Consider the following 25,595-nt stretch of genomic DNA (forward strand, 5'->3'; position numbering starts at 1 on the left):
ATGGCGATGACTACTTTAAAGAATTCAAAGGGTTTTTGGCTCTCGATCGTGCTCGCACTTATTTTTTTCGGAATCATGCAGTACACCATTTCAAACGGTATCCTCAATCCATTTTATATCAACACGCTCATGTTCATCGGCATCAATATCATGCTGGCGACGAGCCTTCATTTAATCATTGGAATAACCGGGCAGTTCTCGATCGGGCATGCCGGTTTTTTAGCGGTTGGGGCCTATGCTTCGGCAGTCATGACAATGAAGCTGGAACTTCCTTTCATCATAGCCGTATTGGCTGGGGGCGTCATCGCCGCTGTTGCGGGTATGGTGATCGGGATACCCAGCTTGCGCCTGAAGGGGGATTACCTGGCGATAGCCACCCTTGGTTTTGGGGAAATTGTCCGGATCGTCCTTTTGAATATTGACTATGTAGGCGGTGCAAGCGGGATGCAGGTATCCCACCTGACTTCTTGGCCATGGGTTTTTGCCTGTGTCATGATCACCGTCTTAGTCATCAGGAATTTCACAAATTCGACTCACGGGCGTGCATGCATATCTGTTAGGGAAGATGAAACGGCGGCTGATGCGATGGGAATCAATACGACCTATTATAAAGTGGCGGCCTTTGTCATCGGAGCTTTTTTTGCCGGAATTGCCGGATCGCTCTATGCCCATAATTTTTATATTATCCAGCCATCGAATTTCGGTTTCCTGAAATCCTTCGATATACTGATTTTCGTCGTACTTGGCGGTCTTGGAAGTCTTTCAGGTTCGGTTTTAGCCGCCATTTTACTGACGATCGTGACGACATTCCTTCAGGATTATCCGGAAACGAGGATGATCATCTATAGTCTTGTCCTGATCCTGATGATGATTTTCCGCCCGCAGGGGTTAATGGGAACAAGAGAAATCACATCATTGTTCACACATAAAAAAACGAAAGGGGGCCCAAAGGATGGAAGTCACAATACCGTTGCTTAAGGTAGATTCGGTGGGTATACGCTTTGGCGGATTGAAAGCGGTGTCCGATGTGAACGTGGAATTATTTCCAGGGGAACTTGTAGGCCTGATCGGGCCGAATGGGGCTGGGAAAACGACCTTCTTCAATTTATTGACGGGTGTGTATGTCCCTACGGAAGGAACGATCGCCTTGAACGGGGAAAATCTAAATAAGCAGCCGCCTTATAAAATTACCCGAAAAGGGATCTCGAGGACCTTTCAAAACATTCGTCTCTTCAGTGAGTTATCCGTGATCGATAATGTGAAGGTTGCTTACCACTCGCTTGCCAAGCATGGAATTCCAAGCTCCATATTCCGGTTGCCCGGATATTTTTCAGGGGAAAAGGAAATGGATGAAAAGGCGCTCGAATTTTTGCGGATTTTCAATCTTGACCATTTTAAGGATGAAAAAGCGAAGAATCTTCCATACGGACAGCAAAGGCGGCTGGAAATCGCCCGTGCCCTTGCCGCCAATCCGAAACTTCTTTTACTGGACGAACCAGCAGCCGGGATGAACCCCCATGAAACGAAAGAATTAATGAACCTCATTGCTTTTATCCGGAAGGAGTTCAACCTTACCGTTTTGCTAATCGAACATGATATGTCACTGGTCATGGGTGTATGCGAACGGATTTATGTCCTTGATCATGGACAGCTCATCGCTCACGGAAAACCGGAAGAAATCCGCAACGATCCAAAGGTTATCGAGGCATATCTAGGGGAGGAGGTTTCCTGATGCTGAAAATAGAGGACATCAATGTTTATTACGGCAATATCCAAGCGCTAAAAGGGGTTTCCATGGAGATAAATGAGGGGGAAATCGTGACCTTGATCGGGGCGAACGGGGCGGGAAAAAGCACGCTGCTCAAAACGATTTCCGGTCTTTTAAAACCAAAGCAAGGAAAAGTTCTGTTCGAAGGTGAATCGATTGGGGGAAAAGCGGCACAGGCCATCGTGAAACTGGGCATATCCCATGTACCTGAAGGACGACGTGTCTTCGCCAACATGACGGTGGCCGAAAACCTGGAGCTAGGAGCTTATTTGCGGAAAGACAAAGATGGCATCCATAAGGATATGGAAAAGGTATACGAGCTATTTCCGAGGCTGCTGGAAAGAATCAAACAGCAGGCTGGCACGCTTTCAGGCGGCGAACAGCAGATGCTTGCAATGGGTCGGGCCTTAATGGCGAAACCGCGACTATTACTGCTCGATGAACCTTCGATGGGCCTTGCACCGCTTTTGGTGAAGCAAATATTCAACATCATCCAGGAGATCAGTGAGTCCGGCACAACGATCCTTTTGGTCGAGCAAAACGCCAACCTCGCCTTATCCATTGCAGATCGGGCGTATGTCGTTGAAACGGGACGAATCGTCCTGTCGGGCAATGCCGAGGAACTAACATCAAGTGAAGAAATAAAAATGGCCTATTTAGGAGGCCACTGAACCGCCGTTTGGCGGTTTATTTGTTTGTTGATCAGTTTATGCAAAATATGCAGGAAGATAAAAAAGCACAGGGTTTCATGCATGATTTTATACATCCAATATAGTATTATTCAATTTCGATATAGGAATTAAGACTAAAAAAGCACGAAAAAACTGGGTTTAATTCCCTATCATTATACTTGTATTTTGGTAAAAATGTAATTAATAGGATGATGAAAATAAGCGAATGAATAAATTTTTTTGATCTATAAATAAGGAGTTTGTAATATCAATATAATTTAATTATCAGTTTTTTCTGATTATATCGCTTGTTTTCGCAATATTTAAAATATATAAAGATAAAAATGATATAGTACTACCTGTGAAAGATTTCCTATCTAGCGAAATCTTCTCGCAATTAATGTATAGACGGAATGAAAATTATGCGGTAAACTATTTTTCGAAATATTAATTTAATTTGAAACATTTCATCTAATCAATTTTTTTCTGAAGCATCATGAATAAATATTCATGCATCAGAGCTTGATTACAAAATGGGGGGATTATTTATGAAAAAGAAAAAATTAGCAAGTGCATTCCTTTCTCTATCACTTGCTGCAGGAGTGCTAGCGGGATGTTCCGGCTCTGGTTCATCTGAAAAATCAAGCGGGGATGGAGATACGATCAAAATCGGTGTCAACCTTGAATTATCAGGCGGTGTCGCTTCATATGGACAATCGATTGCAGAAGGTCTGGAGCTTGCAACTGCGGAAATCAATAAAGAAGGCATTGACGGTAAAAAAATCAAACTAATTAAAGTCGATAATAAATCTGAAGCGTCCGAAGCGACAAGCGGAGCGATCAAGCTGACATCACAAGATCAGGTTGCAGCGATCGTAGGCGCAGCAACAAGCACGAACTCGATTGCACAAGTACAGATTGCCCAAGATAATAAAGTGCCGGTCATTTCACCTTCTGGTACAAGCCCTGAAATCACTTTCAGCAAGGATAAATTGAACGATTACGTTTTCAGGACAAGCTTCATCGATCCGTTCCAAGGGACGGTAGCTGCAAACTTCGCCACTAAAGAAATCAAAGCGAAAAGTGCAGCCATCTATATTGACAGCGCAAGTGATTATTCAAAAGGGTTAGCCGCAGCCTTTAAAGAACAATTCGAAAAGAATGGCGGAAAGGTTGTTGCTGAGGAAGCTTACATTGCGAAGGATACTGATTTCCGTTCCACATTGACTCGTTTGAAATCGGCAAAACCTGATTTCATTTTCCTTCCTGGTTACTATGAGGAAGCTGGTCTGATCGTGAAGCAGGCACGGGAAACTGGACTTGATGTTCCATTCATGGGCGGCGACGGCTGGGATTCTCCTAAGCTAGTTGAAATTGCCGGTGCAAAAGCTCTAAATAATACGTTCATCACGAACCACTATTCTTCAGGTGATCCTGATGAGAAAATTCAGAATTTTGTGTCAGCGTTTAAAGCGAAATACAAAGATAAGTCCCCGGATGCATTTAATGCCCTAGGATATGACACAGGATACTTCCTTGCAGACGCGATTAAACGTGCCGGTTCAGCGGATTCGAAAAAAATCAAAGAAGCGCTGGAAAAAACGGCTGACCTTGAGCTTGTTACGGGTACATTCACATTGGATGAAAAACATAATCCAATCAAATCTGCCACCATCCTTGAATTTAAGGAAGGAAAACAAGTATTCAACACAAAAATCAATCCTTAATTTCGGAGAACAACTCCAACCCTTTCGCCGGCCCTTCCTTAATAAGAAGGTGCTGGCGAATTCTCATTTTTCAAGCATGCCAGGGTGCTGAACATCCCCTTAACGGAATGAAAAGAGTCTGGACTAATTATTCATAAAATTAGATTTTCAAGGAGAGTCGAACATGGAATTGATACAACAGTTAATAAACGGGGTTTCATTAGGCAGCATTTATGCCCTTATCGCTCTCGGATATACGATGGTTTACGGGATTGTTAAATTGATAAACTTCGCACATGGCGATGTATTCATGGTCGGCTCATTCGTTGGGTTTTACTCAATAACGGTCCTGGATCTGTCATTCGTGCCCGCCCTATTAATCTCGATGACGGTCTGTGCGCTGTTTGGGGTATTGATCGAGCGTATCGCGTACAAGCCATTGCGTAACGCAACGCGTATCGCGGCACTTATCACTGCCATCGGTGTTTCCCTTTTGATCGAATACGGATTCATATACGTCCGCGGTGCACAGCCGGAAGCTTATCCGAATGATGTATTGCCGACAGACAAGTTCAATATTTTTGGAGTTTCCATCAATAGTCAATCGGTTTTGATTTTTGGAGTGGCTGTAGTCTTGATGATCATCCTTCAAATCATCGTTCATAAATCAAAAATTGGAAAAGCGATGCGTGCCGTTTCCTACGATGCGGATGCAGCTAAGCTGATGGGTATAAATGTCGATAACACGATTTCCGCCACCTTTGCAATCGGTTCCGCATTGGCTGGGGCAGCGGGCGTCATTTTCGGTATTTACTATATAAAGATCGAGCCGCTCATGGGTGTGCTTCCTGGATTGAAGGCATTCGTTGCCGCCGTACTTGGAGGAATCGGGATTATACCGGGCGCGATGGTCGGTGGCCTATTGCTAGGTGTCATCGAAGCTTTGGTCAGTGCCGCCGGTTACTCATTATGGCGTGATGCTGTAGCCTTCGTCGTACTGATTCTTATCTTGATTTTCATGCCACAAGGCTTATTCGGTAAAAACAAAAAAGAAAAAGTATAGGGGAGACAAAGCAATGACTACAATTAAGCGAGCAAAAGGTTTTTGGCTCTCGATTTCACTATCATTGATCTTTTTCGCCGTAGTTCAAGTGTTAATCGGCGGCGGATCGCTAAATCCTTTTTATCAAAATACGCTCATGTTCATCGGGATCAATATCATTCTGGCAGCGAGCCTGCACTTGATCATCGGGATAACCGGGCAGTTCTCCATCGGGCATGCCGGTTTCCTGGCAGTCGGTGCCTATGCCTCAGCCGTCATGACGATGAAGCTGGAAATGCCATTTTATGCAGCATTGATAGTCGGCGGTTTGGCGTCAGCGCTGGCAGGATTGATCATCGGAATTCCTAGCTTACGCTTAAAAGGTGACTATCTGGCGATTGCGACCCTTGGTTTTGGGGAAATCGTCCGGATCATGCTTTTGAATATCGATTATGTCGGCGGGGCCAGCGGCATGCAGGTTTCCCATTTGACCACTTGGCCGTGGGTATTCGCATCCGTCATCGTAACGATCATCGTCATCCGAAACTTTACTAGCTCGACCCACGGAAGAGCCTGCATATCAATCCGCGAGGACGAAACGGCTGCCGATTCGATGGGAATCAACACGACCTATTACAAAGTTGTCGCTTTTGCGATCGGTGCTTTTTTTGCCGGTATCGCTGGAGGGCTTTACGCTCATAACTTCTATATCATCCAGCCATCGAACTTTGGATTCCTGAAATCATTCGATATTTTGATCCTTGTCGTTCTTGGCGGCCTTGGAAGTCTTTCCGGTGCCGTATTGGCCGCGATATTACTGACGGTAGTCACGACTTTCCTGCAGGATTATCCGGAAACGCGAATGATCATCTACAGTCTTGTGCTAATCGTGATGATGCTCTATCGCCCGCAAGGTTTAATGGGTACCAAAGAAATAACATCCATGTTCAAACGTAAAGGAGGAAGCAGCCATGAAAAAAATAAAAACACCGCTGCTTAAAGTCGATTCGGTCGGCATCCAGTTCGGAGGGCTTAAAGCCGTTTCTGATGTTAACGTCGAGTTATATCCAGGGGAACTAATTGGCTTGATCGGGCCGAACGGCGCTGGAAAAACGACTTTCTTTAACTTGCTGACAGGAGTTTACGTCCCGACGGAGGGCACCATTTCCTTGGAAGGTGAGAACTTAAGAAAACTGCCTCCATATAAAATCACGCAAAAGGGGATCAGCCGGACATTCCAGAACATTCGCTTATTCAGTGAGCTATCCGTGATCGACAATGTAAAAGTGGCCTATCATTCGCTTTCTAAGCATGGCATCTTAAGTTCGATCCTCCGCATGCCGATCCATTTTAAAGGCGAAAAGGAAATGGATGAAAAAGCGATTGAGTTCTTGAAGATTTTCAACCTTGATCAATATAAGGATGAAAAGGCAAAGAACCTGCCGTATGGTAAACAAAGACGTTTGGAGATCGCCCGTGCACTTGCCGCCAACCCGAAACTGCTTTTGCTCGATGAACCGGCAGCGGGGATGAACCCCCAGGAAACGCACGAACTCATGAACCTGATTGCCCTCATCCGTGAGAAATTCGATTTGACCGTATTATTGATAGAACATGATATGCCGCTCGTCATGGGTGTTTGCGAACGCATATATGTACTCGATCACGGACAACTGATCGCTCAAGGAAAGCCAGAGGAAATCCGTAACAATCCAAAAGTCATCGAGGCCTATCTGGGCGAGGAGGTTTCATAATGTTAAAAATCGAGGACATCAACGTCTATTACGGAAACATTCAAGCCTTGAAAGGAATCTCGCTTTCTATTAACGAAGGTGAAATCGTAACCCTGATCGGGGCGAACGGAGCCGGGAAAAGCACGTTGCTGAAAAGCATTTCAGGCCTATTAAAACCAAAACAAGGGAAGATCCTATTCGAAGGGGATTCCATCGGCGGAAAGGCAGCACAATCCATCGTGAAAATGGGCATTTCCCATGTCCCTGAAGGCCGGCGGGTCTTTGCTAACATGACCGTCGAAGAAAACCTTCAGCTTGGTGCTTATCTGCGCAAAGATAAGGCAGGCATCAAGCAGGACATGGAGAAAGTCTATGAATTGTTCCCGCGTTTACTGGAGCGTCTGAAACAGCAATCCGGAACCCTTTCCGGCGGGGAACAGCAAATGCTCGCGATGGGCAGGGCCCTCATGGCCAAGCCCCGTCTTCTGTTACTGGACGAGCCATCGATGGGACTTGCCCCATTATTGGTGAAGCAAATCTTTCATATCATCGAAGAAATCAACAAAACAGGTACGACGATTCTGCTGGTCGAACAAAATGCCAACTTAGCACTATCCATAGCCGACAGAGCCTATGTTGTCGAAACCGGACGAATCGTCCTATCAGGCAAATCAGAGGAACTGACCGCAAGCGAAGAAATCAAGAACGCCTATTTAGGCGGACATTAAACCGTGTTATAGCGATTCCGAACTGCAGGCAAACTCGATGAAAAGCGAGTTTGCCTGCAGTTTTTTGTTTGGAGAAAGGGACCGTTGATTTCCACTCCAGGCACTCGCTTTCCGCGGGCGGTCCGCCCTCGACGCTTCGCGCCTGCGGGGTCTCCCCTGGACTCGCATTTCCCGCAGGAGTCTCGCGTCTCGTAGATAGAACCCCATTTTGTCGACAATCCGAGACTGCTTTATAGCGGTTTTTTTGTTGTGTAAATAAGATAATTTAACTAGATAAAAAGGTTAGTAAAACCTTATCGGACGGTATACAATCTAGTTAGGAATAATAGTAGAATTGGTTCATGATATAACCTCATCGATAGCTATTCTTAATCATATTTTTTGGAGTGATTGTATGCACAAGCTTATTCAGGCTATATTGCCGGTATTATTACTGTTTATGATTCTGCCAATCTATCAGCCAGATGCTGCATCTGCAGAAGAGACGCCGCAATCTGATGGTGTCATCGTCAAGTACAAAGAGGCGAACGATGAGCCGATCAACGAGTTGATAGAAAAGGTGGAGGTTCCTAAAGGGGAATCAACCGATAACCTGATCGAGGAACTTGAAGAACAGAAGGATGTGGAATATGCAGAACCAAACTATCTTTTCAAGAAGATGGAAAGCCCGAACGATCCAGCCTACATAGACCAGTGGCACCATAAAAAGCTTGGTACGGGTGCAGCGTGGACAAAAACAATGGGATCAAAGGAATTGATCGTGGCCATCATTGACGACGGCATCGATCGCAACCACGAAGATTTAAAAGGAAGGATCGTCAATGCCTATGATACGATACGCAATCGGAAGCATATCGTCCCAAAAGGGGAGCATGGAACGCATATCGCTGGCATCATTGCCGGTTCTGCGAACAACGGCATAGGCGGAACGGGTATTGCCCCGAACGTTAAACTAATGCCGATCAACGTCTTTGATGGAGAGTATGCCGATACGGCCGATATCATTGAAGCTATACATTATGCCGTTCAGCAAAAGGCAAACATCATCAATATGAGTTTAGGCGACACAAGTTATTCGGAGTCCTTGAACAAGGCCGTCCAGGAAGCCTATAAAAAAGGCGTACTGATCGTCGCGGCTGCCGGGAATGAAGGGGATATGGGGAAAAATGTACAGCGAGTGTACCCAGCTGCATTCAGCCACGTCATTTCCGTAGCTGCCACTAACTCAAGTGACAAGCGTCCCAGTTATTCCAACTACCATTCAACAGTCGATATTGCGGCCCCTGGGGATGACATCCTTTCAACCCTGCCAAATGGTAAATACGGCTGGATGAGCGGAACATCGATGGCCACGCCGATGGTGGCGGGTGTAGCGGCATTGATTTGGTCCAATGAGCCTAAACTAAACAAAACGGAGGTTGAATACCGTCTCTATGATTCAGCCGTGGACCTAGGCACAAAAGGGAAAGACATCTACTATGGAAACGGGCGGGTCAATGCCAAAAAAGCACTGGAAATGAAGACGCTGACCAAACCGTCCGTGACTGCGATATCCGATAAGGACACCAAGATCAATGGGAAAATCCCGGCTGATTTCAAAGCGGGGACCGTCTCCATTTATACCGATAAAAAACAACTCGCCACAGTGAAGATCAGCGGCGAAAAAACGTTTACAGCGACCATCGCAAAACAAACAGCCGGAACGACTATCTCTACTAGGCTCATCGATAAATCGGGAAATAAAAGTATTCCCGTTTCATTTAAAGTGGCAGATAAAACGGCTCCTGTAAGACCGTCCGTAAATACGGTAGGTGACAATACCGTAAAAGTAACCGGCAAAGCGGAAGCAAGCTCTTCCGTCACCGTCAAAACCGGCAGAACGGTTCTAGGCAAAGCAAATTCCAACAGCGCAGGGAATTTCACCGTAACGATGTCAAAAAAACAAAAGGCCGGAAAAGTCCTATCCATTACAGCAACCGATAAAGCGGGCAATATAAGCTCGATCAAAACCGTGACCGTCGCAGACAAAACAGCACCAAGTAAACCGACGGTCAACACAGTCACGACAAAAACGACAATAGTAACCGGCAAAGCAGAAGCTAACTCCACTGTGTCCATCAAAGCATCAAAAAAAGTGATCGGCTCTGCCACAGCAACGACCAAAGGTACATTCTCGGTTAGAATTCCCAAGCAAAAAGCCGGGAAGAACCTATATATTCATGCCAAAGATAAAGCGAAAAACGTAAGCGAATCAAGAAAAGTAACAGTTAAAAAGTGATGGAAAAACAAGAACAGCCCCCAATAATCTAATTGGGGGCTGTTCTTAAATCAATCTCTATTTCCATACATCAATTCCGTGCTTCGGCTGTAAAGTTCAATGATATTGCCGAAAGGACAATATATTAAATAATAAGGCTTGTTCTTCCAGGTATTCCATAGATCGCTACGCCTTTATCCGCCGGAGGCACCATGACCTCAGCCAGCTTATCAATATCATCCGATAGCAGGCAAATATGAAAAAATCCCTTATACCGCGACGCTCACCCTTAGGCATCCTCGGCTCCTCAAACTCAAAAAGCTCAATCCCTACTGAATTATCCGCCACCAAATGAGCATTACGCATCTTTTTGATATGATCACCGAAATCATAGATCATATTATGTTGATTCTCCTCACTCGCAAATGAGTAATTGCTGTCATATGTATCTCGCTGATATAAAAAAATATCCTTTAAAGATGGAGGGGAAACCGTACTGTTTTTGGGGACAAAAAAGAAGCAATAGCCAATATTGCTTCTTAGATTACATATATCGACTTCATGAAATTCTTTAAATTTCACCCTCTTCAAGCCTCCTATTATACTCAACTTTACTGATCAATCCCTTTGCATTACAGGTAAGGCAATCTGTATAAATATCGTAGGCGCCTGTACCTGCACAAACATGGCATTTAACATGAGTTTCCGGTATATCCTTATGCATGAATGAAAAAACTTTTCCAATATACTGCAGAATAATCATTCCCAAAACTCCTTTTTTTTCTATCATACATCGAAAAAGAGAGAAGGAAACAGGGAATACAATAACATTACTTAAAACTAATAAAATCATAACATAGTTTACATGGGGTTAAAAAATGTGCTGATGCAAATGCGATAAACTGTTCTACAAAATCACTACTATTTTCAATAGGCTGTATTCGAATACTTTGTTGCCATTTACCAAGTAATGTGGTGTGGTTGATTTCCCCTCCAGATGCTCGCTTTCCGCGGGGCGGGCGGTGAGCCTCCTNNCCCACTGCTCCCGCAGGAGTCTCGCACTTCCGCTCCAATCAACCTTAAATCGTTTCGTTTTAATAACAACAATCTTTACTAAAAGACCTTTCAAAAAAAGAACATCCATAAGGATGTCCCTTATTGTGTAATTACTTCATTTTTCTTAAAATCCATAGGTAAGCCACCATTGAAATCCCCACAGAAACTGCTGCCATTATGTATATGCTTATATACCCGAACAGATAGCCGATTTGTCCAAAGAGAATGGCACCGAAACCGATTCCAAGATCAAAGAAGGAATAGAAAGTGGCATTGGCCATGCCTTTTCTGTTTCGGGCAGCGTGTTCAAGAGACCATGCTTGAAGAGCCGGTTGGACAGCACCGAATCCAATGCCATATAAAATAGCTGCTATATACAGAATCATATTACTTGGCATCCAGGCTAGCAATAGCATCGCCACTACGATAAGAAGAGTGGATGGAATGAAGACAGCTCGATGTCCTTTTTGATCATAGATCTTTCCAGCGAACATACGTGTGAAAATAAGGGCCAAGGCGTAAAGAATAAAATATCCTTGAATACCTGTCAGACCTTTTTCAATTGTATAAAGCGGTAAGAAGGTAGCGGTCCCGCCAAAAGTCACTGTAATGAAAAAAACAAGAACGGACGGAACAACAGCGCTTTTTTCATAAATATCAAACCTATTAGTTTTAACTGGGGCAAAAGCATGATCCACTTTTTTATACGTAATCGTTGAAGCCATGATCCAAGCTGCCAGGCATATTACCCCGCAAAATAAAAACAAATGCTGAAAGGTTAAAACATCTGCTAAGAAAAGCCCGAATGAAGGACCAAAAGCCATCGCCAAATTACCCGATAACGTGAAGTATCCCATTCCCTCACCCCGACGCTTGGCTGGGATAAGGTCGGAGGCAATCGTACCCGATGCCGTGGTCGTATATCCCCAACCAATCCCTTGCACAATCCTCATAGCGCAAAGAAGGAAAATACTCATCATAAATCCAAACGAACCAATCGATACAGCCAATATGGCTAGACCGAACAGGAAAACAAAACGTCTTCCTTTTGTTTCCAAGGCCTGTCCAGCAAAGGGGCGGACAATCAGGGCAGAAAATAAAAACATGCCAGCAACCAACCCAATATAACGCTCATTGCCGCCAAGCTCCTTTACAAAAAGTGGAAGGGTCGGGGAAGTCATCTGAAAAGATAAAAAAACAAAAAAGTTAGCCAAGAAAATTATAATAAAATCACGCGACCAGATTTTATTAACAACAGGAAGCTCTTCTTTTAACAAAGGTACACCCATAATAGTTATTCTCCTCAATTGATAGTAATTATCATTCTCATTTTACTAAAGTTATAGAGAACAATCTATAAAAATTAAGCGATCACTATAAATCTGAGTAATATTGATTAATTGTTAGTCCGTAAAAATTTTATTAGAAACAAAAATTCGGGTTGGAGGTCACTTTATATTCAGGAAACACAACACATAGGGTCTTATAGCGGATTTTCCATTAAACCATGTTCCTGACTATACAGAACGTTTCTGTAGTGTGGAATTAACTTTGAATGAAACAACCGTGCAGTTCGAATGGGAATTAATTAATCAAATTGGTAATTATGGTGAAAATGTAAGATACTTGGGAGAGTTGTTGAGGAGTCGTGTCATTATTATGAAATTTTTATTAAGGACCTTTTATTTACCATTTATAAGGTATATTATTTGGGAAATGAGAGATTAAAGGAGTTAATTATGGGTAGATTTACAGAGACTGTAATGGAGAGGGTAGAAGATTCTCTACATGATAGGAAGAAACCTATGGTCGTTAAACTAAATTCCGAACAACTCGAGGATTTTATACAAAAATTTTCCGGAAGACGGAGAGTTTTTTGGTTTAAGCTATCACATTCTTGATGATAAGACGGTCACTTTTAACTATATTTCAGATGGCAGACTTCTAGAAGTATTGAATTTGGTTAAGTGATTGGTACTTTGGAGTATCCAGCAGAAATGCTGGATTTTTTTGAACTTAAATAATCTTTATGAGATTAAGTGCTTATCAAAGTCGAATGATGTAGAAGATAAAACAGTATCTGTGAAACCGGCATTAAAATGGAGAGGGTACAAAACGACAAAAGTAATTGGCAAAGCGGAATAATTGCGGCTTTTATTCAAGAAACTCAAAAAGCTCAGTCTCCACTCTATTATCGCCATCAAATGAGCATTTACGCATCTTGTTAACTTAATCACCAAGAAGATCATTCGTCATATTAGGTTCATTCTCCTCACTTGCACAAACTAATAGGGACCCGCCAATAATTTGAATCCCAACACCTGCTCATGCCACTTAATCGGCCATCCAAAAATTCTTTTGCATACAGGTAAGACCATCCATATAAATAACGTAGACACCTTTACCTGTACAAACATGGCATTTAAAGTGAGTTTCCGGTATATCCTTATGCATGAATGAAAAAACTTTTCCAATATACTGGAGAATAATCATTCCCAAAACTCCTTTTTTATCATACAACGAAAAAGTGAGGAGGAAACGGGAAATACTGGGGTTGAAAAATGTGCCGATGGGTAATCATGTTTAGCATCGGGGGGAGAGTTTCATGATGAGTCCTAGAGGATTATTGTTTTAATTTCTTCAGTTAACCGACTGATTCATCTTGCCGGCGCCTCTTAAGGATCAAATTGTAAAGTAATTACTACAAATGCCTCATATACAAAGAAAGCGCTTTCAATTATGATTATCACAAGAAAACCAAGCCGAGAGGTGTGTTCAATATGATAGGTAAAAATGAAGGGAATTTCTTAAAAGGACTTTTGTTTGGTACATCTTTCTTTTATTGGATGGATAAAATTAATTGTTAATAGTTTATTTTAGAGCCCTAGGGCTCTTTTTATTTTGGCGTTGACGAGACAAAGCTGAATCCGTATTGAGCCAATAAGCTGCTCATACCACTTATCGCAACATCCAATCAGGTACAGTTAATACAATGTGAGTAATTGCCCCTTGGTAATAAACCAGATGGGTAATCATGTCCTCGAGTTTATATTGTTAAAATTTAATGAAAAGTATTTTTATATTTCAGATGAAAACATAAAAAGACTATAGGACAAATCTATTGAAATAAATTTCTAGTATTGGTTATTAAATAAAAGTCATGCCTTCTTCCCTATTGTTCATAATAGAGAACGGAGGTAAGATTTATAGTAATATTCAGGATAATTCAATAGTTCAAGGATTTTTATGAATAAAAATATCCGTTTAAGGATTTCTGGAGTTTAATAGTAATTTCCAATTATACTTATTTGTATAAAATTCATTAAAATGTTAGATTTATGTGTAAATAATTATAAAGTTTGTCCGACAGAGCGGAAAGAGGGTTTATAGATGATCGATATACACTCCCATATATTACCAGGAGTTGATGACGGGGCTAAGCACATTACAGAGAGTATAGCCATGGCTAAGATTGCTGTATCGGAGGGTATACGGACCATTATTGCCACTCCTCATCATAAAAATGGTTTTTTTGAAAATGAGAAATTTGATATTATAGAAAAAGTGGCAGAACTAAATGATGCATTGAAAGCTGAATCAATTGGTTTGGACGTGTTGGCAGGTCAGGAAACACGAATCTATGGAGATATTTTAGCGGATTATCAGGCCGAAAGAATTTTAACTTTGAATGATGGCGGAAGATACGTGTTCATAGAATTGCCGGCAGACCATGTTCCTGCATATACAGAGCCCTTATTATATGAATTGCAAATGAAAGGGCTAGTTCCTATCATCGTTCATCCAGAAAGGAATCTCGAGTTTATGGAATCTCCAAATCACCTTTACAAGCTGGTCAAACATGGAGCTTTGACTCAGATAACAGCAAAAAGTATCGTTGGTGGATTTGGAAAGAAAACTAAAAAGTTTGCCTTTCAACTCATCGAGAAAAACCTGACTCACTATATAGCATCTGATGCCCATAATACGAAAAGCCGTGCCTTCCATATGGCGGGGGCTTTTACTGAAGTAGAAAATAAGTTTGGTTTCGATATGAGGTATTTATTCATGGACAATGCCGAGCTTTTGGTTCAAGGTAAATTGGCATATAAAGAAATACCGCAGAAAATTGAATCAAGAAAATTCCTAGGTATATTTTAAATCCCCAAAAAGCCGCATCCCCAGTATAGGGGGATGCGGCTTTTTTTTATTAAAACTGCTTAATAAAGAATTCTTCCAGATACAAACTCCATATTTTATAGCCCTTTTCATTAGGTAATTCCCGCTGTTCGTTCAAGACATCTTTCATTTTATCTGATGCTTGATCAGGCCAATTACTCCAATGATTGAGATAAGGAATATCCTTATCATTTGCATACCTTTCCAATTCCTTCACTTGGTTAGGATAGTAGGTTGCATTATATAAAGGGTTAGGGGGCTGCAGAATGAATTGTGTTTCTTTGTTTGCTGCTGTGACACCCTCAATAATCGTCGTTATATTATCAAGAGAATCTTCAATTGAGACATTTCCATTGTCCTTTAAGGTGAAAGGTTCGAATAATATTAAATCTGCTTTAGCTTCTATTAAATCTTTTTGTTTGTTTTGAAGAACAAATTGTGAAGACATTAAATCGTAAAGTAAACCGTCCACTTGAACGGTGTCTCCATAAATATCTTTAAGCTGATCAGCTATATCATCAGGCAAGTTATACTCCTCATTGCCAAGGGAATTCGAACCAACCATTAAAATCTTAAAAGGTTTCCCTTCTGCCAATCTTTTTTTATATAATTCTTTGCTTGCCTGCGGCCAATTCCCAATGTATTTTACGAGTTCTTCATTATCGGGATTAGAATTACTAGTTTTCTCCTTCGTACTTTTTGGCTCAGTCTGACTGACACTAGCATCGGAGATTTTACCATTCCAATGAATATTACCTATGACCAAAGATACAACGCATGCTAAAACAATAAGAGTAGGTATGATGACCTTCATATGATTCCTCCATAATATGCCTGAATTAGACACTTTTTTATTGAAAATTATACCGATATTAAAATATCTATACCAATTTATAAGGAAATAGGTTTTAATATAAATATCAAATTACCTAAAATTATGACAAAAAAAACAATGAATGGCAAGGTTTTGTGATATAATACCAATGCTGTTATTTAAAAGTTGGAGGGAATCATGGAAGAAACAATAAGTATAAAAGACCTATTTTTGACTTTGCGAAAGCGTTTAAGCCTAATAATAATCATTACGGCACTTGCCGTTTTAGTGAGCGGGGCTGTCAGCTATTTTATTTTGACGCCAATCTATCAGGCATCCACACAATTACTTGTCAATCAATCTAAGAATGAAGAAGCACTTTATAATTACAACGAAGTTCAAACGAATCTTCAATTAATTAATACATATAATGTCATCATTAAAAGTTCGGCGATATTGGAATTAGTTAAAGAAGATCTTAATCTTGACATGACAGCAGCAGATCTAAACGAAAAAATTTCGGTAGCGAGTGAACAAAATTCACAGGTTGTTAATATCATTGTCGAGGATGAAAATCCAAAAACAGCAGTGGATATTGCTAATAAAACGGCAGAAGTGTTTCAAAAGCAAATAGTCGAGATCATGAATGTAGATAATGTGACTTTGTTGGCAAAGGCAGAATATAAAGAAAATACATCACCAATCAAGCCGCAACCATTACTTAACATTGCGATTGCTTTGGTTGTCGGATTAATGGCAGGTGTAGGCCTTGCTTTCCTTTTGGAATATTTGGATAACACGATAAAGACAGAGCAAGATATCGAGAAGCAACTAGGTATGCCTATTCTTGGTGTCATTGGGACAATTGATGGCCAAGGAGATAATAGCTTACGTTCGGAAAGACCAGCAACACGTGGAAGAGGTGAAAAAAATGGCTAAAAAGAAAAAATTGGATAATAAAAGAAAATTAATTGTGAAATTCAATCCGAAATCACCGATATCGGAACAATTCCGTACCATCCGGACGAATATTCAATTTTCTGCTGTTGATGAAGAAATGCGTTCAATCATGGTCACTTCTACAGGACCAGGAGAAGGGAAATCCACCACAGCAGCCAATCTTGCGGTCGTATTTGCACAGCAAGGAAAAAAGATTTTGCTTGTGGATGCGGACTTAAGAAAACCAACTGTTCATTATACCTTCAATTTACCTAATACCTTTGGTATGACGAATGTATTAACGAAACGCATGGATTTGAAAGATGCTGTCGTTGAAACAGATGAAAAAAATCTATATGTGTTATCCAGCGGCCCAGTTCCCCCTAATCCGGCTGAATTGCTAGGCTCAAACTCGATGAATGAATTATTCGAACGTTTCTACGAAGAATTTGACGTCATTATCATGGATACACCACCAGTCTTGGCCGTTACGGATGCACAAATTCTATCGAACAAATGTGACGGAACGATTCTTGTAATCTCGAGCGGGAAAACAGGAACTGAACAAGCGTTGAAGGCAAAAGAACTATTGAATGCAGCTTCATGTAACCTTTTGGGGGTTGTGTTAAATAATAAAAAAATGCAAAAAAACAGCCAATATTACTATTATTACGGAAATAAGTAAAAGCACTACTTATTTCCTGCTTTTTATATTATATTCATAAGGGAAAGATTGTAATTTTTATAGGTTAAAAGAATCAGAGGGGGGAGGTCGAGAAATGATAGATATTCATTCGCACATATTACCAGGGATAGATGATGGCGCTCAATCGATTGAGGATAGTTTAGAGATGGCGAGAATGGCGGTTTTAGAAGGTATACATAAGATCATTGCAACGCCGCATCATATGAATGGGAAATACGAAAATCGGAAACAAGATATCATAAACAGAGTGGCAGAGCTTAATGAGGTATTGAAAGCTGAAGCGATTCCACTGGAAATACTGCCAGGGCAAGAAACAAGGATATATGGAGAGATTTTGAAAGACTATGAACTGGAAGAGATCATCACACTGAATGATGGAGAAAAGTATCTTTTCATTGAACTGCCATCTGCACTTGTCCCGCGTTATACAGAACAATTGCTTTCAGATATACAATTCGAGCGCCTGACTCCAATTATCGTCCACCCAGAACGAAACCAAGAATTAATCGAAAATCCAGACCTTTTATACAAGTTTGTGAACAACGGAACACTTACCCAGGTAACTGCTGCCAGTGTTTCAGGTGCCTTCGGAAAGAACATACAAAAGTTTTCGATGCAATTAATAGAATCTAATCTAACTCATTTCATTTCATCAGATGCTCATAATATCACAAGTCGTAGCTTCAAAATGAATGAAGCTTTTGATGTGATTGAAAAGAAATTCAGTGTCGACTATGTTGACCTTTTTCTAGATAATGCGGAATTGCTAGTAGAAGGTAAGACGATTTATAAAGAAGTTCCTGAAAAGATTAAAAAGAAAAAAATATTGGGGATTTTTTAATCTTCGAAGCCCAATTTGTGATGAATTCTAATGGGTAGATTTGTTTTGTTTTTGTGAATGTTGCTAAATTTTAATGAAGAACAAATATTATGGCATAGTATATATCGGACTAAGACTCTAAGTTTTTAATCCTTTTTTCAATAATTAGGAAAATACATAAAATTTTATCAGCATCTAGATATTTTTAATAAATGAACAGGAAAAGCAAGAGGAGGAGAATAAATGAAAAAAGTAAAAAAAGCAATAATACCAGCAGCAGGATTGGGGACAAGGTTCTTGCCAGCCACTAAGGCTATGCCGAAGGAAATGCTTCCTATCGTGGATAAACCAACCATTCAATATATCATCGAAGAAGCGGTCGCTTCAGGTATTGAAGATATCATTATTGTAACTGGAAAAGGTAAGCGTGCAATTGAGGATCATTTCGATAATGCATTTGAACTTGAAAATAATTTAATGGAAAAGAATAAATTCGAATTACTTGAAAAGGTCCAAGCTCCTTCCAAAGTTGATATTCATTACATTAGACAAAAGGAACCAAAAGGTCTAGGCCACGCAGTTTGGTGTGCAAGGAAATTCATTGGAAACGAACCATTCGCCGTTTTATTAGGTGATGATATCGTCCAAGCGGAAACACCTTGCTTAAAACAATTAATGAATGAATATGATAAAACCTTATCTTCAGTCATTGGTGTACAAACAGTTCCTAAAGAAGAAACCCATCGTTATGGGATTGTCGATCCAAGTAACCAAAACGGCCGACGCTATGAAGTAAATAATTTTGTCGAAAAGCCTGAACAAGGAACAGCACCATCCGACTTGGCAATCATGGGTAGGTACATATTCACGCCTGAAATATTTATGTTCTTGGAAAAACAAGAACTGGGAGCAGGAGGAGAGATTCAGCTGACAGATGCTATCCAAAAATTAAACGAAATTCAACGAGTTTTTGCATATGAATTTGAAGGGAAACGATTCGACGTTGGAGAGAAATTAGGGTTTATTCAGACAACGATTGAGTTTGCGTTGAATCATGAAGAAATCAAAAATGAGTTATTGATATTCTTGGAACAAATGGTTAAGAACAATTCTTTCGAGGAAATTGATCTTAAATTAAAAAATTTAAAATCTTAATTTATATTATCAAAATGTAAATGGATATACTCGAAATATTTTAGTAAAAGAAGGGGTTTATATTGAGTTATAAAAGAAGGGTTCCGATATTTGTACTGTTAGACTCGATAATTGTATTATTTGCAATATTCATTGGGTACTTCATTTTATATCCATATTTAAATATATATACTACTATACCAATGCTTTTGGTATGCTCAATTACATTATTACTAAGCCATCATTTATTTGCAACTATTTACCGTTTATATCAAAAAGCATGGAAGTATGCAAGCGTTGGAGAGTTATTAACTATTTTTAAGGTTGTTACTTTTTCTATATTAATGACAGCAATTGTTCAATTAATAATTAACCATGATATCTATTTTCGTGTTTTAGGTATTACATGGATGTTACACATAATACTTATTGGTGGATCAAGATTTTCCTTGAGAGTATACCGGGATAGCTTTATTTCACTAAGTCCAAATAAAAAACGAACCTTAATAGTAGGAGCTGGTTCAGCAGGTACTATGGTGGTTAGGCAACTATTGAAGAATTCAGAAGCTGACTTATATCCAGTGGCATTTGTTGATGATGATCCAAATAAGTACAAACTTCAAATTTACGGAATTCCGGTAATTGGAGAAGTGAATAATATTTCTGATTTTGTCCAAAAACATGAAATTGATACTATAATTATTGCGATTCCATCTTTAAATAAAATTGAAATCAATCGCATTTTTGACGAGTGTGCAAAAACTGAAGCAAAAACACAGATTATGCCGATGTTAGAAGACCTTATGACAGGAAAGGTTTCTGTTAATCAAATAAGAGATGTTCAAGTGGAAGATTTGTTGGGGCGTGAACCTATCGAATTAGATATTAAAGGTATATCCAAAGAACTCACTGATAGAACAATTTTAGTAACTGGTGCTGGAGGATCAATTGGATCGGAAATTTGTCGGCAAATATGTATGTTTAAACCAGCAAAAATACTACTATTGGGACATGGTGAGTTCAGTATTTATAATATTGAAATGGAACTAACGAATAAATATCAATCAGAAATAGAAATTGTTCCAATTATTGCCGATGTACAAGACAGGGCTAGGATCTTTGATATTGTTGATGAATACAAACCTGATGTTATTTACCATGCTGCTGCACATAAACATGTACCATTGATGGAATATAATCCTATGGAAGCAGTGAAGAATAATATTTTGGGAACGAAGAATGTCGCTGAAGCAGCTGATGCATTTAGTGTAAACAGCTTTGTTCTTGTATCGACGGATAAAGCAGTAAATCCCCCAAATGTAATGGGATCAACAAAACGTTTTGCAGAGATGATTATTCAAAACTTGGCTAAAGAAAGTAAAACAAAGTTTGTAGCTGTACGATTCGGGAATGTGCTTGGGAGTAGGGGAAGTGTGATACCACTTTTTAAAAATCAGATTTTAGCTGGTGGTCCAGTTACAGTTACTCATCCGGACATGACAAGGTATTTTATGACTATTCCTGAGGCTTCAAGGCTAGTAATTCAGGCAGGGACTCTGGCACGTGGCGGTGAAGTTTTTGTTTTGGATATGGGAGACCCAGTGAAAATTGTAGATTTGGCAAAAAACTTGATTATTCTTTCAGGTTATACTGAAGAAGAAGTAGGTATTGAATTTTCGGGGATTCGCCCTGGGGAAAAACTATATGAAGAATTATTAAATGAGAATGAGGTTCAAGAAGGTCAAATATTTCCAAAGATTCATATTGGGAAAGCAGAGCCAATGGATAAAAATGAATTATATTCACTCATAGAAACATTAACTCAAAAAGGAACAAAAGAATTAAAGGACATTCTAATTACGACCGCAAATACAAAATTCAGTAAGCGTATTCCAGTTGCTAATAGATAACATTTAGAAGCATAGATCGTAAGCTCATTTTTTGTAAATTATTATTCTTTGAAGAAATTGAAAATGTTTATTTGAATTAAAGTACTTTATTTGGTCGCTCACTTCTTATGAAAAAGAATAAGAACCTGAGTTTGAAAATTCCTAGGATAGGATTAACACATGAAAAAGTCTAGAAATCTTAACTTGATTAGACGAAATATAAAAGAGGAGCGTGGATTATGAGAATTCCATTTTCACCACCGGATATAACACAGGAAGAAATTAATGAAGTAGTTGATACACTTAAAGGTGGTTGGATAACCACTGGTCCCAAAACAAAATTATTCGAAAAACAAATCGCTGCGTTTTGTAATACATCAAAAGCTGTAACAATGAATTCTGCGACATCTTGCATGGAAATGACACTTAGGCTTTTAGGTATCGGGGAAGGCGACGAAGTAATTACCTCTGCTTATACCTATACAGCTTCAGCTAGTGTCATCGAACATGTAGGTGCAAAGATTGTCTTAGTTGATACTGCTAAAGACTCCTATCATTTAGATTATGATGCTATAGCAGGTGCTATTACAGAGAAAACAAAAGCAATTATACCAGTAGACATAGCTGGGGTGATGTGCGATTACAATAAAGTATTTGAAGCGGTTAATAAAAAAAAGGATATGTTTAATCCAAACAATGAAATTCAAAAAGCATTTGGAAGAATTGTTGTTATTGCTGACGCAGCTCATTCATTTGGGGCCTCTTTTCAAGGTAGAATGAGTGGGGAAGTTGCAGACTTTACTTGCTTTTCATTCCATGCAGTTAAGAATCTTACGACTGCTGAGGGAGGTGCGGTTACTTGGAGAGATTTTAAAGGCATAGATGATGATGTGTTATACAAAGAATTTGTGCTTCTAACTCTTCATGGTCAGGATAAAGATGCCCTTGCTAAAACAAAGCTAGGGAATTGGGAATATGATATTGTTTCACTTGCTTATAAGTGTAATATGACTGATATCATGGCTTCGATAGGACTTGTACAACTTAAAAGATACTCTAAACTTCTTGAAAAAAGAAAGCAAATTATAGAGATGTATGATAAAGATATAAAGGGTAATAGTATACAAGTCTTAAGCCATTTTGGAGAGAATTTCTCATCAAGTGGTCATTTATATTTGGTTAGGCTTTCTGGGAAAAACGAAGGTGAAAGAAATAAAGTAATTGAAAAAATGGCTGAAAAAGGTATTGCTACAAATGTTCATTACAAGCCATTACCAATGCATACTGCATATAAAAATTTAGGTTTCTCTATAAATGATTTTCCGAATGCCTATGCGATGTACGAAAATGAAATTACATTACCACTTCATACATGTTTAACTAAAGAGCAGGTGGACTATATTATTTCGAACTTTAAGGAAGCAGTGCATATAGATAAGGAGATAATGGTGAGCTTATGAAAAAAAGGATTCTTATTTTAGGTGTTGCTTCTGTTCAAATGGATGCAATTTTAAAACTAAAAAAAATGGGTTATGAAACTTATGCATGTGCTATGTCGAAGGATGGTCCAGGGGCAGAGGTAGTAGATCATTTTGAAGAGATAAATATTTTAAATACGGACGCTATTACTCAATATATTAAAGAGAATCAAATTTCCTTGGTTTATTCAGTGGGATCTGATTTAGCTATGCCGGTAGTTAATTCCATTAGTGAAAAATTACAAATGCCGCATTTTGTCTCCGAAAAAACTGCTCGTATTTGTAATAATAAAAACTTAATGAGAACTACATTAGGAACTGATTTTAAAGGGAATTTGAATTTCCAAGTAATAAATAGTGAAGAAGAAAAAGTGAAATTAGATTTTCCATTTATATTGAAACCAGCTGATTCACAGGGTCAAAGGGGTGTAGTGCTAGTTCATAGTATGGATGAATATTTGGAAAGCTATAAACTTGCTAAAGAATATTCTCGCTCAGGATTAGTGATATTAGAACAATATATTTCAGGGCCGGAATTATCTGTAAATGGTTATCTTGTTGATGGCCAAGTAAAATATTTAGTGGCATCAGATAGAGATACCTGGCCCGAGTATACAGGATTAATACATAAGCATATTGTTCCATCTACAAATCTTACACTTAAAAATAGAGATGTATTAAAAGATATTATAGAGTCTGCATGTAAAAAATTAAATATAAATAATGGTCCTGTCTATGTACAAATGAAGTTAGAAGAAGATATGCCTTATATTATTGAAATTACACCACGTTTAGATGGATGTCATATGTGGAGTATATTGGAACTTTATACGGGTGTTAATTTACTAAAGCTGACATTTGAACATCTTCTAAATAATGAGACTTCAGAGCTGAAGAAAGAATATGATGAATTAAGAAATGGCTTCGTTTTAGAATTTATTTGTCAAGAACCGAATACAAGAGCAAATTACTCTGAATATCAAAATGAGATTCAAAATTCTTTATATAACTTTAAATATTATAAACCAGGTGAAAATATTAGGCCGGTCAATGGAAAATTCGATAAAATTGGATACTTTATTTATGAGTTTTAATAGAATCAATTTATTATTACTGAATAAAAATTTCAATATGGATAAATGAATTTTAATGGTGTTCAGTGAAAGGGAGTTTACAATGAGAATAGCCATTACAGGTGGTACTGGTTTTTTGGGGAAATATGTGGTTGAGTATTTAAAAAAAGAAAATTATACTCCTATCATATTAACGAGAAAGAAAAAAGAAATTCCGAATATTAATTGTGAATGTCGAATTACGGATTATTCTGAAAAAGACTTAATAGATAAGCTTTTGGATATTGATGCTGTAGTACATCTTGCTGCGAAGCGTGGGAGCCAAGGGAGAATTGTTGAATTCCACGATAATGAGATGTTGACACAAAATCTATATGAAGCTTGTTGCGGAATAAATATAACAAATATTGTATATGCCTCGACTATCTCAGTTTATTCTGATGAAACGTTACTGCCATGGACAGAAATACAGTTGCCTAAACCAGCACTTATGTATGGGGTTAGTAAATTAACAAATGAAAACATAGGGAATATATTTTCGAATAAAAAAGGCTTAAATATTAAGAATTTGAGATTAGCACACTTATATGGTTTTAATGAAAAAAATAACTATATGATTAATCGATTTTTCAGACAGGCCTTTCATCACGAACAACTTGTATTGAATGCTAAAAGTGTGGCAAAAAGAGAATTTCTTTACGGAAAAGATGCCGCTAAAGCGATATTTTGTTCATTAAAGCAAAGCTCAATTTCTGGTACATTTAATGTGGGTAGTGGCGATGCTTTAACAAACTTTGAAGTTGCAGATACTATCAATGATCAATTTGGAAATCGAGGAAATTTGTTAGTTATGGATAATAAAGCTAATGAAGGAATAGATTCTTCTTTTATGGACAGCAGTAAGGCTAAAACAAAACTGGATTTTTCGCCGGATTATACTTTTTCTGCTGCCATTAATGAAATATACACTATGATGAAGGGGTTAGATGATGTACCGTTATTATATTAAACGTTTTTTTGATGTGATGGTATCTATACTGGCACTACCATTTTTTATAATAGTTATGATACCAGTTTCAATTATGATAAAACTGGAAGATAAAGGTCCTGTTTTTTATAATGCTCCAAGGTTAGGAAAAGACATGAAGGAATTTCCAATGTATAAATTTCGCTCTATGAAAGTAAATGCTCCAGATATTCGTAATGCTGATGGAAGTACTTTTAATTCGGATGATGACACAAGAGTAACTAAGGTCGGAAGAATATTAAGAAAGACAAGTATAGATGAAATTCCCCAGATATTTAATTTAATAAAAGGGGATATGAGTTTTGTTGGTCCAAGACCCAGTCCTTTAGGAAATAAAGATATTTACCCGAAAGAATTTTTTAGAAAGTTTGATGTTAGTCCCGGAATTACTGGCTATAATCAAGCTATATTAAGGAACAAATCTACGATGGAGCAACGTGTTAAAAATGACATATATTATGTGGAGAATATTTCATTTCTCTTGGATATAAAAATTATATTCATGACTTTGGTTTCTGTTTTCATGTCAAAAAATATCAATCGTAATGATAATAGTAGAAAAGAAAAGGTGTGACTTT

23 protein-coding genes are annotated in these 25,595 nt (G+C 39.0%); 19 read left to right on the forward strand and 4 right to left on the reverse strand.

Annotated elements, in window-relative coordinates:
• Nucleotides 1-6 precede the first annotated feature (6 nt).
• The 9 genes from J7I96_RS15095 (at nt 7) to J7I96_RS15135 (ending at nt 9,926) form a co-directional block, all read left to right on the forward strand.
• Complete coding sequence (locus J7I96_RS15095) at nt 7-978, forward strand: branched-chain amino acid ABC transporter permease (protein WP_214925039.1); 972 nt, start codon at nt 7-9, stop codon at nt 976-978.
• Entirely contained in the window at nt 953-1,732 is a 780-nt protein-coding gene (locus J7I96_RS15100; RefSeq protein ID WP_214773411.1) for an ABC transporter ATP-binding protein, read from the forward strand. The genes J7I96_RS15095 and J7I96_RS15100 overlap by 26 nt, the downstream gene beginning before the upstream one ends.
• Nucleotides 1,732-2,439, forward strand: a complete 708-nt coding sequence (locus tag J7I96_RS15105; protein ID WP_214773412.1) for an ABC transporter ATP-binding protein — start codon at nt 1,732-1,734, stop codon at nt 2,437-2,439. The genes J7I96_RS15100 and J7I96_RS15105 overlap by 1 nt, the downstream gene beginning before the upstream one ends.
• A 548-nt stretch (nt 2,440-2,987) precedes the next feature.
• Nucleotides 2,988-4,166, forward strand: a complete 1,179-nt coding sequence (locus J7I96_RS15110) for an ABC transporter substrate-binding protein (RefSeq protein WP_214773413.1) — start codon at nt 2,988-2,990, stop codon at nt 4,164-4,166.
• A gap of 163 nt (nt 4,167-4,329) precedes the next feature.
• A complete protein-coding gene (locus tag J7I96_RS15115; protein WP_095390668.1) occupies nt 4,330-5,208 on the forward strand; it encodes a branched-chain amino acid ABC transporter permease in 879 nt (292 codons plus the stop codon).
• A 13-nt stretch (nt 5,209-5,221) separates the two neighbouring features.
• Nucleotides 5,222-6,187 (forward strand): branched-chain amino acid ABC transporter permease, encoded by a 966-nt coding sequence (locus J7I96_RS15120; protein ID WP_034308749.1) that lies wholly within the window; start codon nt 5,222-5,224, stop codon nt 6,185-6,187.
• The gene (locus tag J7I96_RS15125) at nt 6,159-6,941 is read left to right on the forward strand and encodes an ABC transporter ATP-binding protein (protein WP_214773414.1); all 783 of its coding nucleotides are present in this window, start codon (nt 6,159-6,161) and stop codon (nt 6,939-6,941) included. The genes J7I96_RS15120 and J7I96_RS15125 overlap by 29 nt, the downstream gene beginning before the upstream one ends.
• Complete coding sequence (locus J7I96_RS15130) at nt 6,941-7,648, forward strand: ABC transporter ATP-binding protein (protein ID WP_214773415.1); 708 nt, start codon at nt 6,941-6,943, stop codon at nt 7,646-7,648. The genes J7I96_RS15125 and J7I96_RS15130 overlap by 1 nt, the downstream gene beginning before the upstream one ends.
• A 394-nt stretch (nt 7,649-8,042) precedes the next feature.
• Nucleotides 8,043-9,926, forward strand: coding sequence for a S8 family peptidase (locus J7I96_RS15135; RefSeq protein WP_214773416.1), 1,884 nt, complete (start codon nt 8,043-8,045; stop codon nt 9,924-9,926).
• 165 nt (nt 9,927-10,091) lie between these two features.
• Here the strand turns inward: J7I96_RS15135 and J7I96_RS15140 are convergent, their stop codons facing one another.
• From J7I96_RS15140 to J7I96_RS15150, 3 genes are all read right to left on the reverse strand, one after another.
• Nucleotides 10,092-10,487: a VOC family protein gene (locus J7I96_RS15140; protein ID WP_214773417.1), complete on the reverse strand. Its 396-nt coding sequence runs from the start codon at nt 10,485-10,487 to the stop codon at nt 10,092-10,094.
• Entirely contained in the window at nt 10,477-10,668 is a 192-nt protein-coding gene (locus tag J7I96_RS15145; protein ID WP_048681418.1) for a hypothetical protein, read from the reverse strand. The genes J7I96_RS15140 and J7I96_RS15145 overlap by 11 nt, the downstream gene beginning before the upstream one ends.
• 403 nt (nt 10,669-11,071) lie before the next feature.
• Nucleotides 11,072-12,250: an MFS transporter gene (locus J7I96_RS15150; RefSeq protein WP_214925042.1), complete on the reverse strand. Its 1,179-nt coding sequence runs from the start codon at nt 12,248-12,250 to the stop codon at nt 11,072-11,074.
• 2,101 nt (nt 12,251-14,351) lie between these two features.
• Between J7I96_RS15150 and J7I96_RS15155 the strand changes: the two genes are divergently transcribed.
• Entirely contained in the window at nt 14,352-15,119 is a 768-nt protein-coding gene (locus tag J7I96_RS15155; protein WP_214925046.1) for a tyrosine-protein phosphatase, read from the forward strand.
• A 49-nt stretch (nt 15,120-15,168) separates the two neighbouring features.
• Here the strand turns inward: J7I96_RS15155 and J7I96_RS15160 are convergent, their stop codons facing one another.
• Entirely contained in the window at nt 15,169-15,951 is a 783-nt protein-coding gene (locus tag J7I96_RS15160; RefSeq protein WP_214925052.1) for an SGNH/GDSL hydrolase family protein, read from the reverse strand.
• Nucleotides 15,952-16,149: 198 nt separating this feature from the next.
• Here J7I96_RS15160 and J7I96_RS15165 point away from each other — a divergent pair, with 198 nt between their 5' ends.
• The 9 genes from J7I96_RS15165 (at nt 16,150) to J7I96_RS15205 (ending at nt 25,591) form a co-directional block, all read left to right on the forward strand.
• The gene (locus J7I96_RS15165; RefSeq protein WP_214925053.1) at nt 16,150-16,890 is read left to right on the forward strand and encodes a YveK family protein; all 741 of its coding nucleotides are present in this window, start codon (nt 16,150-16,152) and stop codon (nt 16,888-16,890) included.
• Complete coding sequence (locus tag J7I96_RS15170; RefSeq protein WP_214925054.1) at nt 16,883-17,575, forward strand: CpsD/CapB family tyrosine-protein kinase; 693 nt, start codon at nt 16,883-16,885, stop codon at nt 17,573-17,575. Before J7I96_RS15165 ends, J7I96_RS15170 begins: the two co-directional genes overlap by 8 nt.
• 94 nt (nt 17,576-17,669) lie before the next feature.
• Nucleotides 17,670-18,437: a tyrosine-protein phosphatase gene (locus tag J7I96_RS15175; protein ID WP_214925055.1), complete on the forward strand. Its 768-nt coding sequence runs from the start codon at nt 17,670-17,672 to the stop codon at nt 18,435-18,437.
• A 222-nt stretch (nt 18,438-18,659) separates the two neighbouring features.
• Nucleotides 18,660-19,571, forward strand: coding sequence for a UTP--glucose-1-phosphate uridylyltransferase GalU (gene galU / locus J7I96_RS15180; RefSeq protein ID WP_214925061.1), 912 nt, complete (start codon nt 18,660-18,662; stop codon nt 19,569-19,571).
• A 62-nt stretch (nt 19,572-19,633) separates the two neighbouring features.
• A complete protein-coding gene (locus J7I96_RS15185) occupies nt 19,634-21,460 on the forward strand; it encodes a polysaccharide biosynthesis protein (RefSeq protein ID WP_214925063.1) in 1,827 nt (608 codons plus the stop codon).
• 218 nt (nt 21,461-21,678) lie between these two features.
• Nucleotides 21,679-22,899 carry a DegT/DnrJ/EryC1/StrS family aminotransferase gene (locus tag J7I96_RS15190; RefSeq protein ID WP_214925066.1) on the forward strand — a complete coding sequence of 407 codons (1,221 nt, stop codon included), beginning with the start codon at nt 21,679-21,681 and terminating at the stop codon, nt 22,897-22,899.
• Nucleotides 22,896-24,011, forward strand: coding sequence for an ATP-grasp domain-containing protein (locus tag J7I96_RS15195; protein WP_214925069.1), 1,116 nt, complete (start codon nt 22,896-22,898; stop codon nt 24,009-24,011). The genes J7I96_RS15190 and J7I96_RS15195 overlap by 4 nt, the downstream gene beginning before the upstream one ends.
• 82 nt (nt 24,012-24,093) lie before the next feature.
• Nucleotides 24,094-24,999 (forward strand): NAD-dependent epimerase/dehydratase family protein, encoded by a 906-nt coding sequence (locus J7I96_RS15200; RefSeq protein ID WP_214925072.1) that lies wholly within the window; start codon nt 24,094-24,096, stop codon nt 24,997-24,999.
• The gene (locus tag J7I96_RS15205) at nt 24,980-25,591 is read left to right on the forward strand and encodes a sugar transferase (protein WP_214925075.1); all 612 of its coding nucleotides are present in this window, start codon (nt 24,980-24,982) and stop codon (nt 25,589-25,591) included. The genes J7I96_RS15200 and J7I96_RS15205 overlap by 20 nt, the downstream gene beginning before the upstream one ends.
• Nucleotides 25,592-25,595 lie beyond the last annotated feature (4 nt).

Origin of the sequence: Bacillus sp. ISL-78 (assembly GCF_018613455.1) — a bacterium.
Taxonomy (GTDB): domain Bacteria; phylum Bacillota; class Bacilli; order Bacillales; family DSM-1321; genus Peribacillus; species Peribacillus frigoritolerans.

Coding starts and splice junctions, on each gene's coding strand:
- J7I96_RS15095 (WP_214925039.1), top strand. CDS start 7: ATGACTACTTTAAAGAATTCAAAGGGTTTTTGGCTCTCGATCGTGCTC.
- J7I96_RS15100 (WP_214773411.1), top strand. CDS start 953: ATGGAAGTCACAATACCGTTGCTTAAGGTAGATTCGGTGGGTATACGC.
- J7I96_RS15105 (WP_214773412.1), top strand. CDS start 1,732: ATGCTGAAAATAGAGGACATCAATGTTTATTACGGCAATATCCAAGCG.
- J7I96_RS15110 (WP_214773413.1), top strand. CDS start 2,988: ATGAAAAAGAAAAAATTAGCAAGTGCATTCCTTTCTCTATCACTTGCT.
- J7I96_RS15115 (WP_095390668.1), top strand. CDS start 4,330: ATGGAATTGATACAACAGTTAATAAACGGGGTTTCATTAGGCAGCATT.
- J7I96_RS15120 (WP_034308749.1), top strand. CDS start 5,222: ATGACTACAATTAAGCGAGCAAAAGGTTTTTGGCTCTCGATTTCACTA.
- J7I96_RS15125 (WP_214773414.1), top strand. CDS start 6,159: ATGAAAAAAATAAAAACACCGCTGCTTAAAGTCGATTCGGTCGGCATC.
- J7I96_RS15130 (WP_214773415.1), top strand. CDS start 6,941: ATGTTAAAAATCGAGGACATCAACGTCTATTACGGAAACATTCAAGCC.
- J7I96_RS15135 (WP_214773416.1), top strand. CDS start 8,043: ATGCACAAGCTTATTCAGGCTATATTGCCGGTATTATTACTGTTTATG.
- J7I96_RS15145 (WP_048681418.1), bottom strand. CDS start 10,668: ATGATTATTCTGCAGTATATTGGAAAAGTTTTTTCATTCATGCATAAG.
- J7I96_RS15150 (WP_214925042.1), bottom strand. CDS start 12,250: ATGGGTGTACCTTTGTTAAAAGAAGAGCTTCCTGTTGTTAATAAAATC.
- J7I96_RS15155 (WP_214925046.1), top strand. CDS start 14,352: ATGATCGATATACACTCCCATATATTACCAGGAGTTGATGACGGGGCT.
- J7I96_RS15160 (WP_214925052.1), bottom strand. CDS start 15,951: ATGAAGGTCATCATACCTACTCTTATTGTTTTAGCATGCGTTGTATCT.
- J7I96_RS15165 (WP_214925053.1), top strand. CDS start 16,150: ATGGAAGAAACAATAAGTATAAAAGACCTATTTTTGACTTTGCGAAAG.
- J7I96_RS15170 (WP_214925054.1), top strand. CDS start 16,883: ATGGCTAAAAAGAAAAAATTGGATAATAAAAGAAAATTAATTGTGAAA.
- J7I96_RS15175 (WP_214925055.1), top strand. CDS start 17,670: ATGATAGATATTCATTCGCACATATTACCAGGGATAGATGATGGCGCT.
- galU (WP_214925061.1), top strand. CDS start 18,660: ATGAAAAAAGTAAAAAAAGCAATAATACCAGCAGCAGGATTGGGGACA.
- J7I96_RS15190 (WP_214925066.1), top strand. CDS start 21,679: ATGAGAATTCCATTTTCACCACCGGATATAACACAGGAAGAAATTAAT.
- J7I96_RS15195 (WP_214925069.1), top strand. CDS start 22,896: ATGAAAAAAAGGATTCTTATTTTAGGTGTTGCTTCTGTTCAAATGGAT.
- J7I96_RS15200 (WP_214925072.1), top strand. CDS start 24,094: ATGAGAATAGCCATTACAGGTGGTACTGGTTTTTTGGGGAAATATGTG.
- J7I96_RS15205 (WP_214925075.1), top strand. CDS start 24,980: ATGTACCGTTATTATATTAAACGTTTTTTTGATGTGATGGTATCTATA.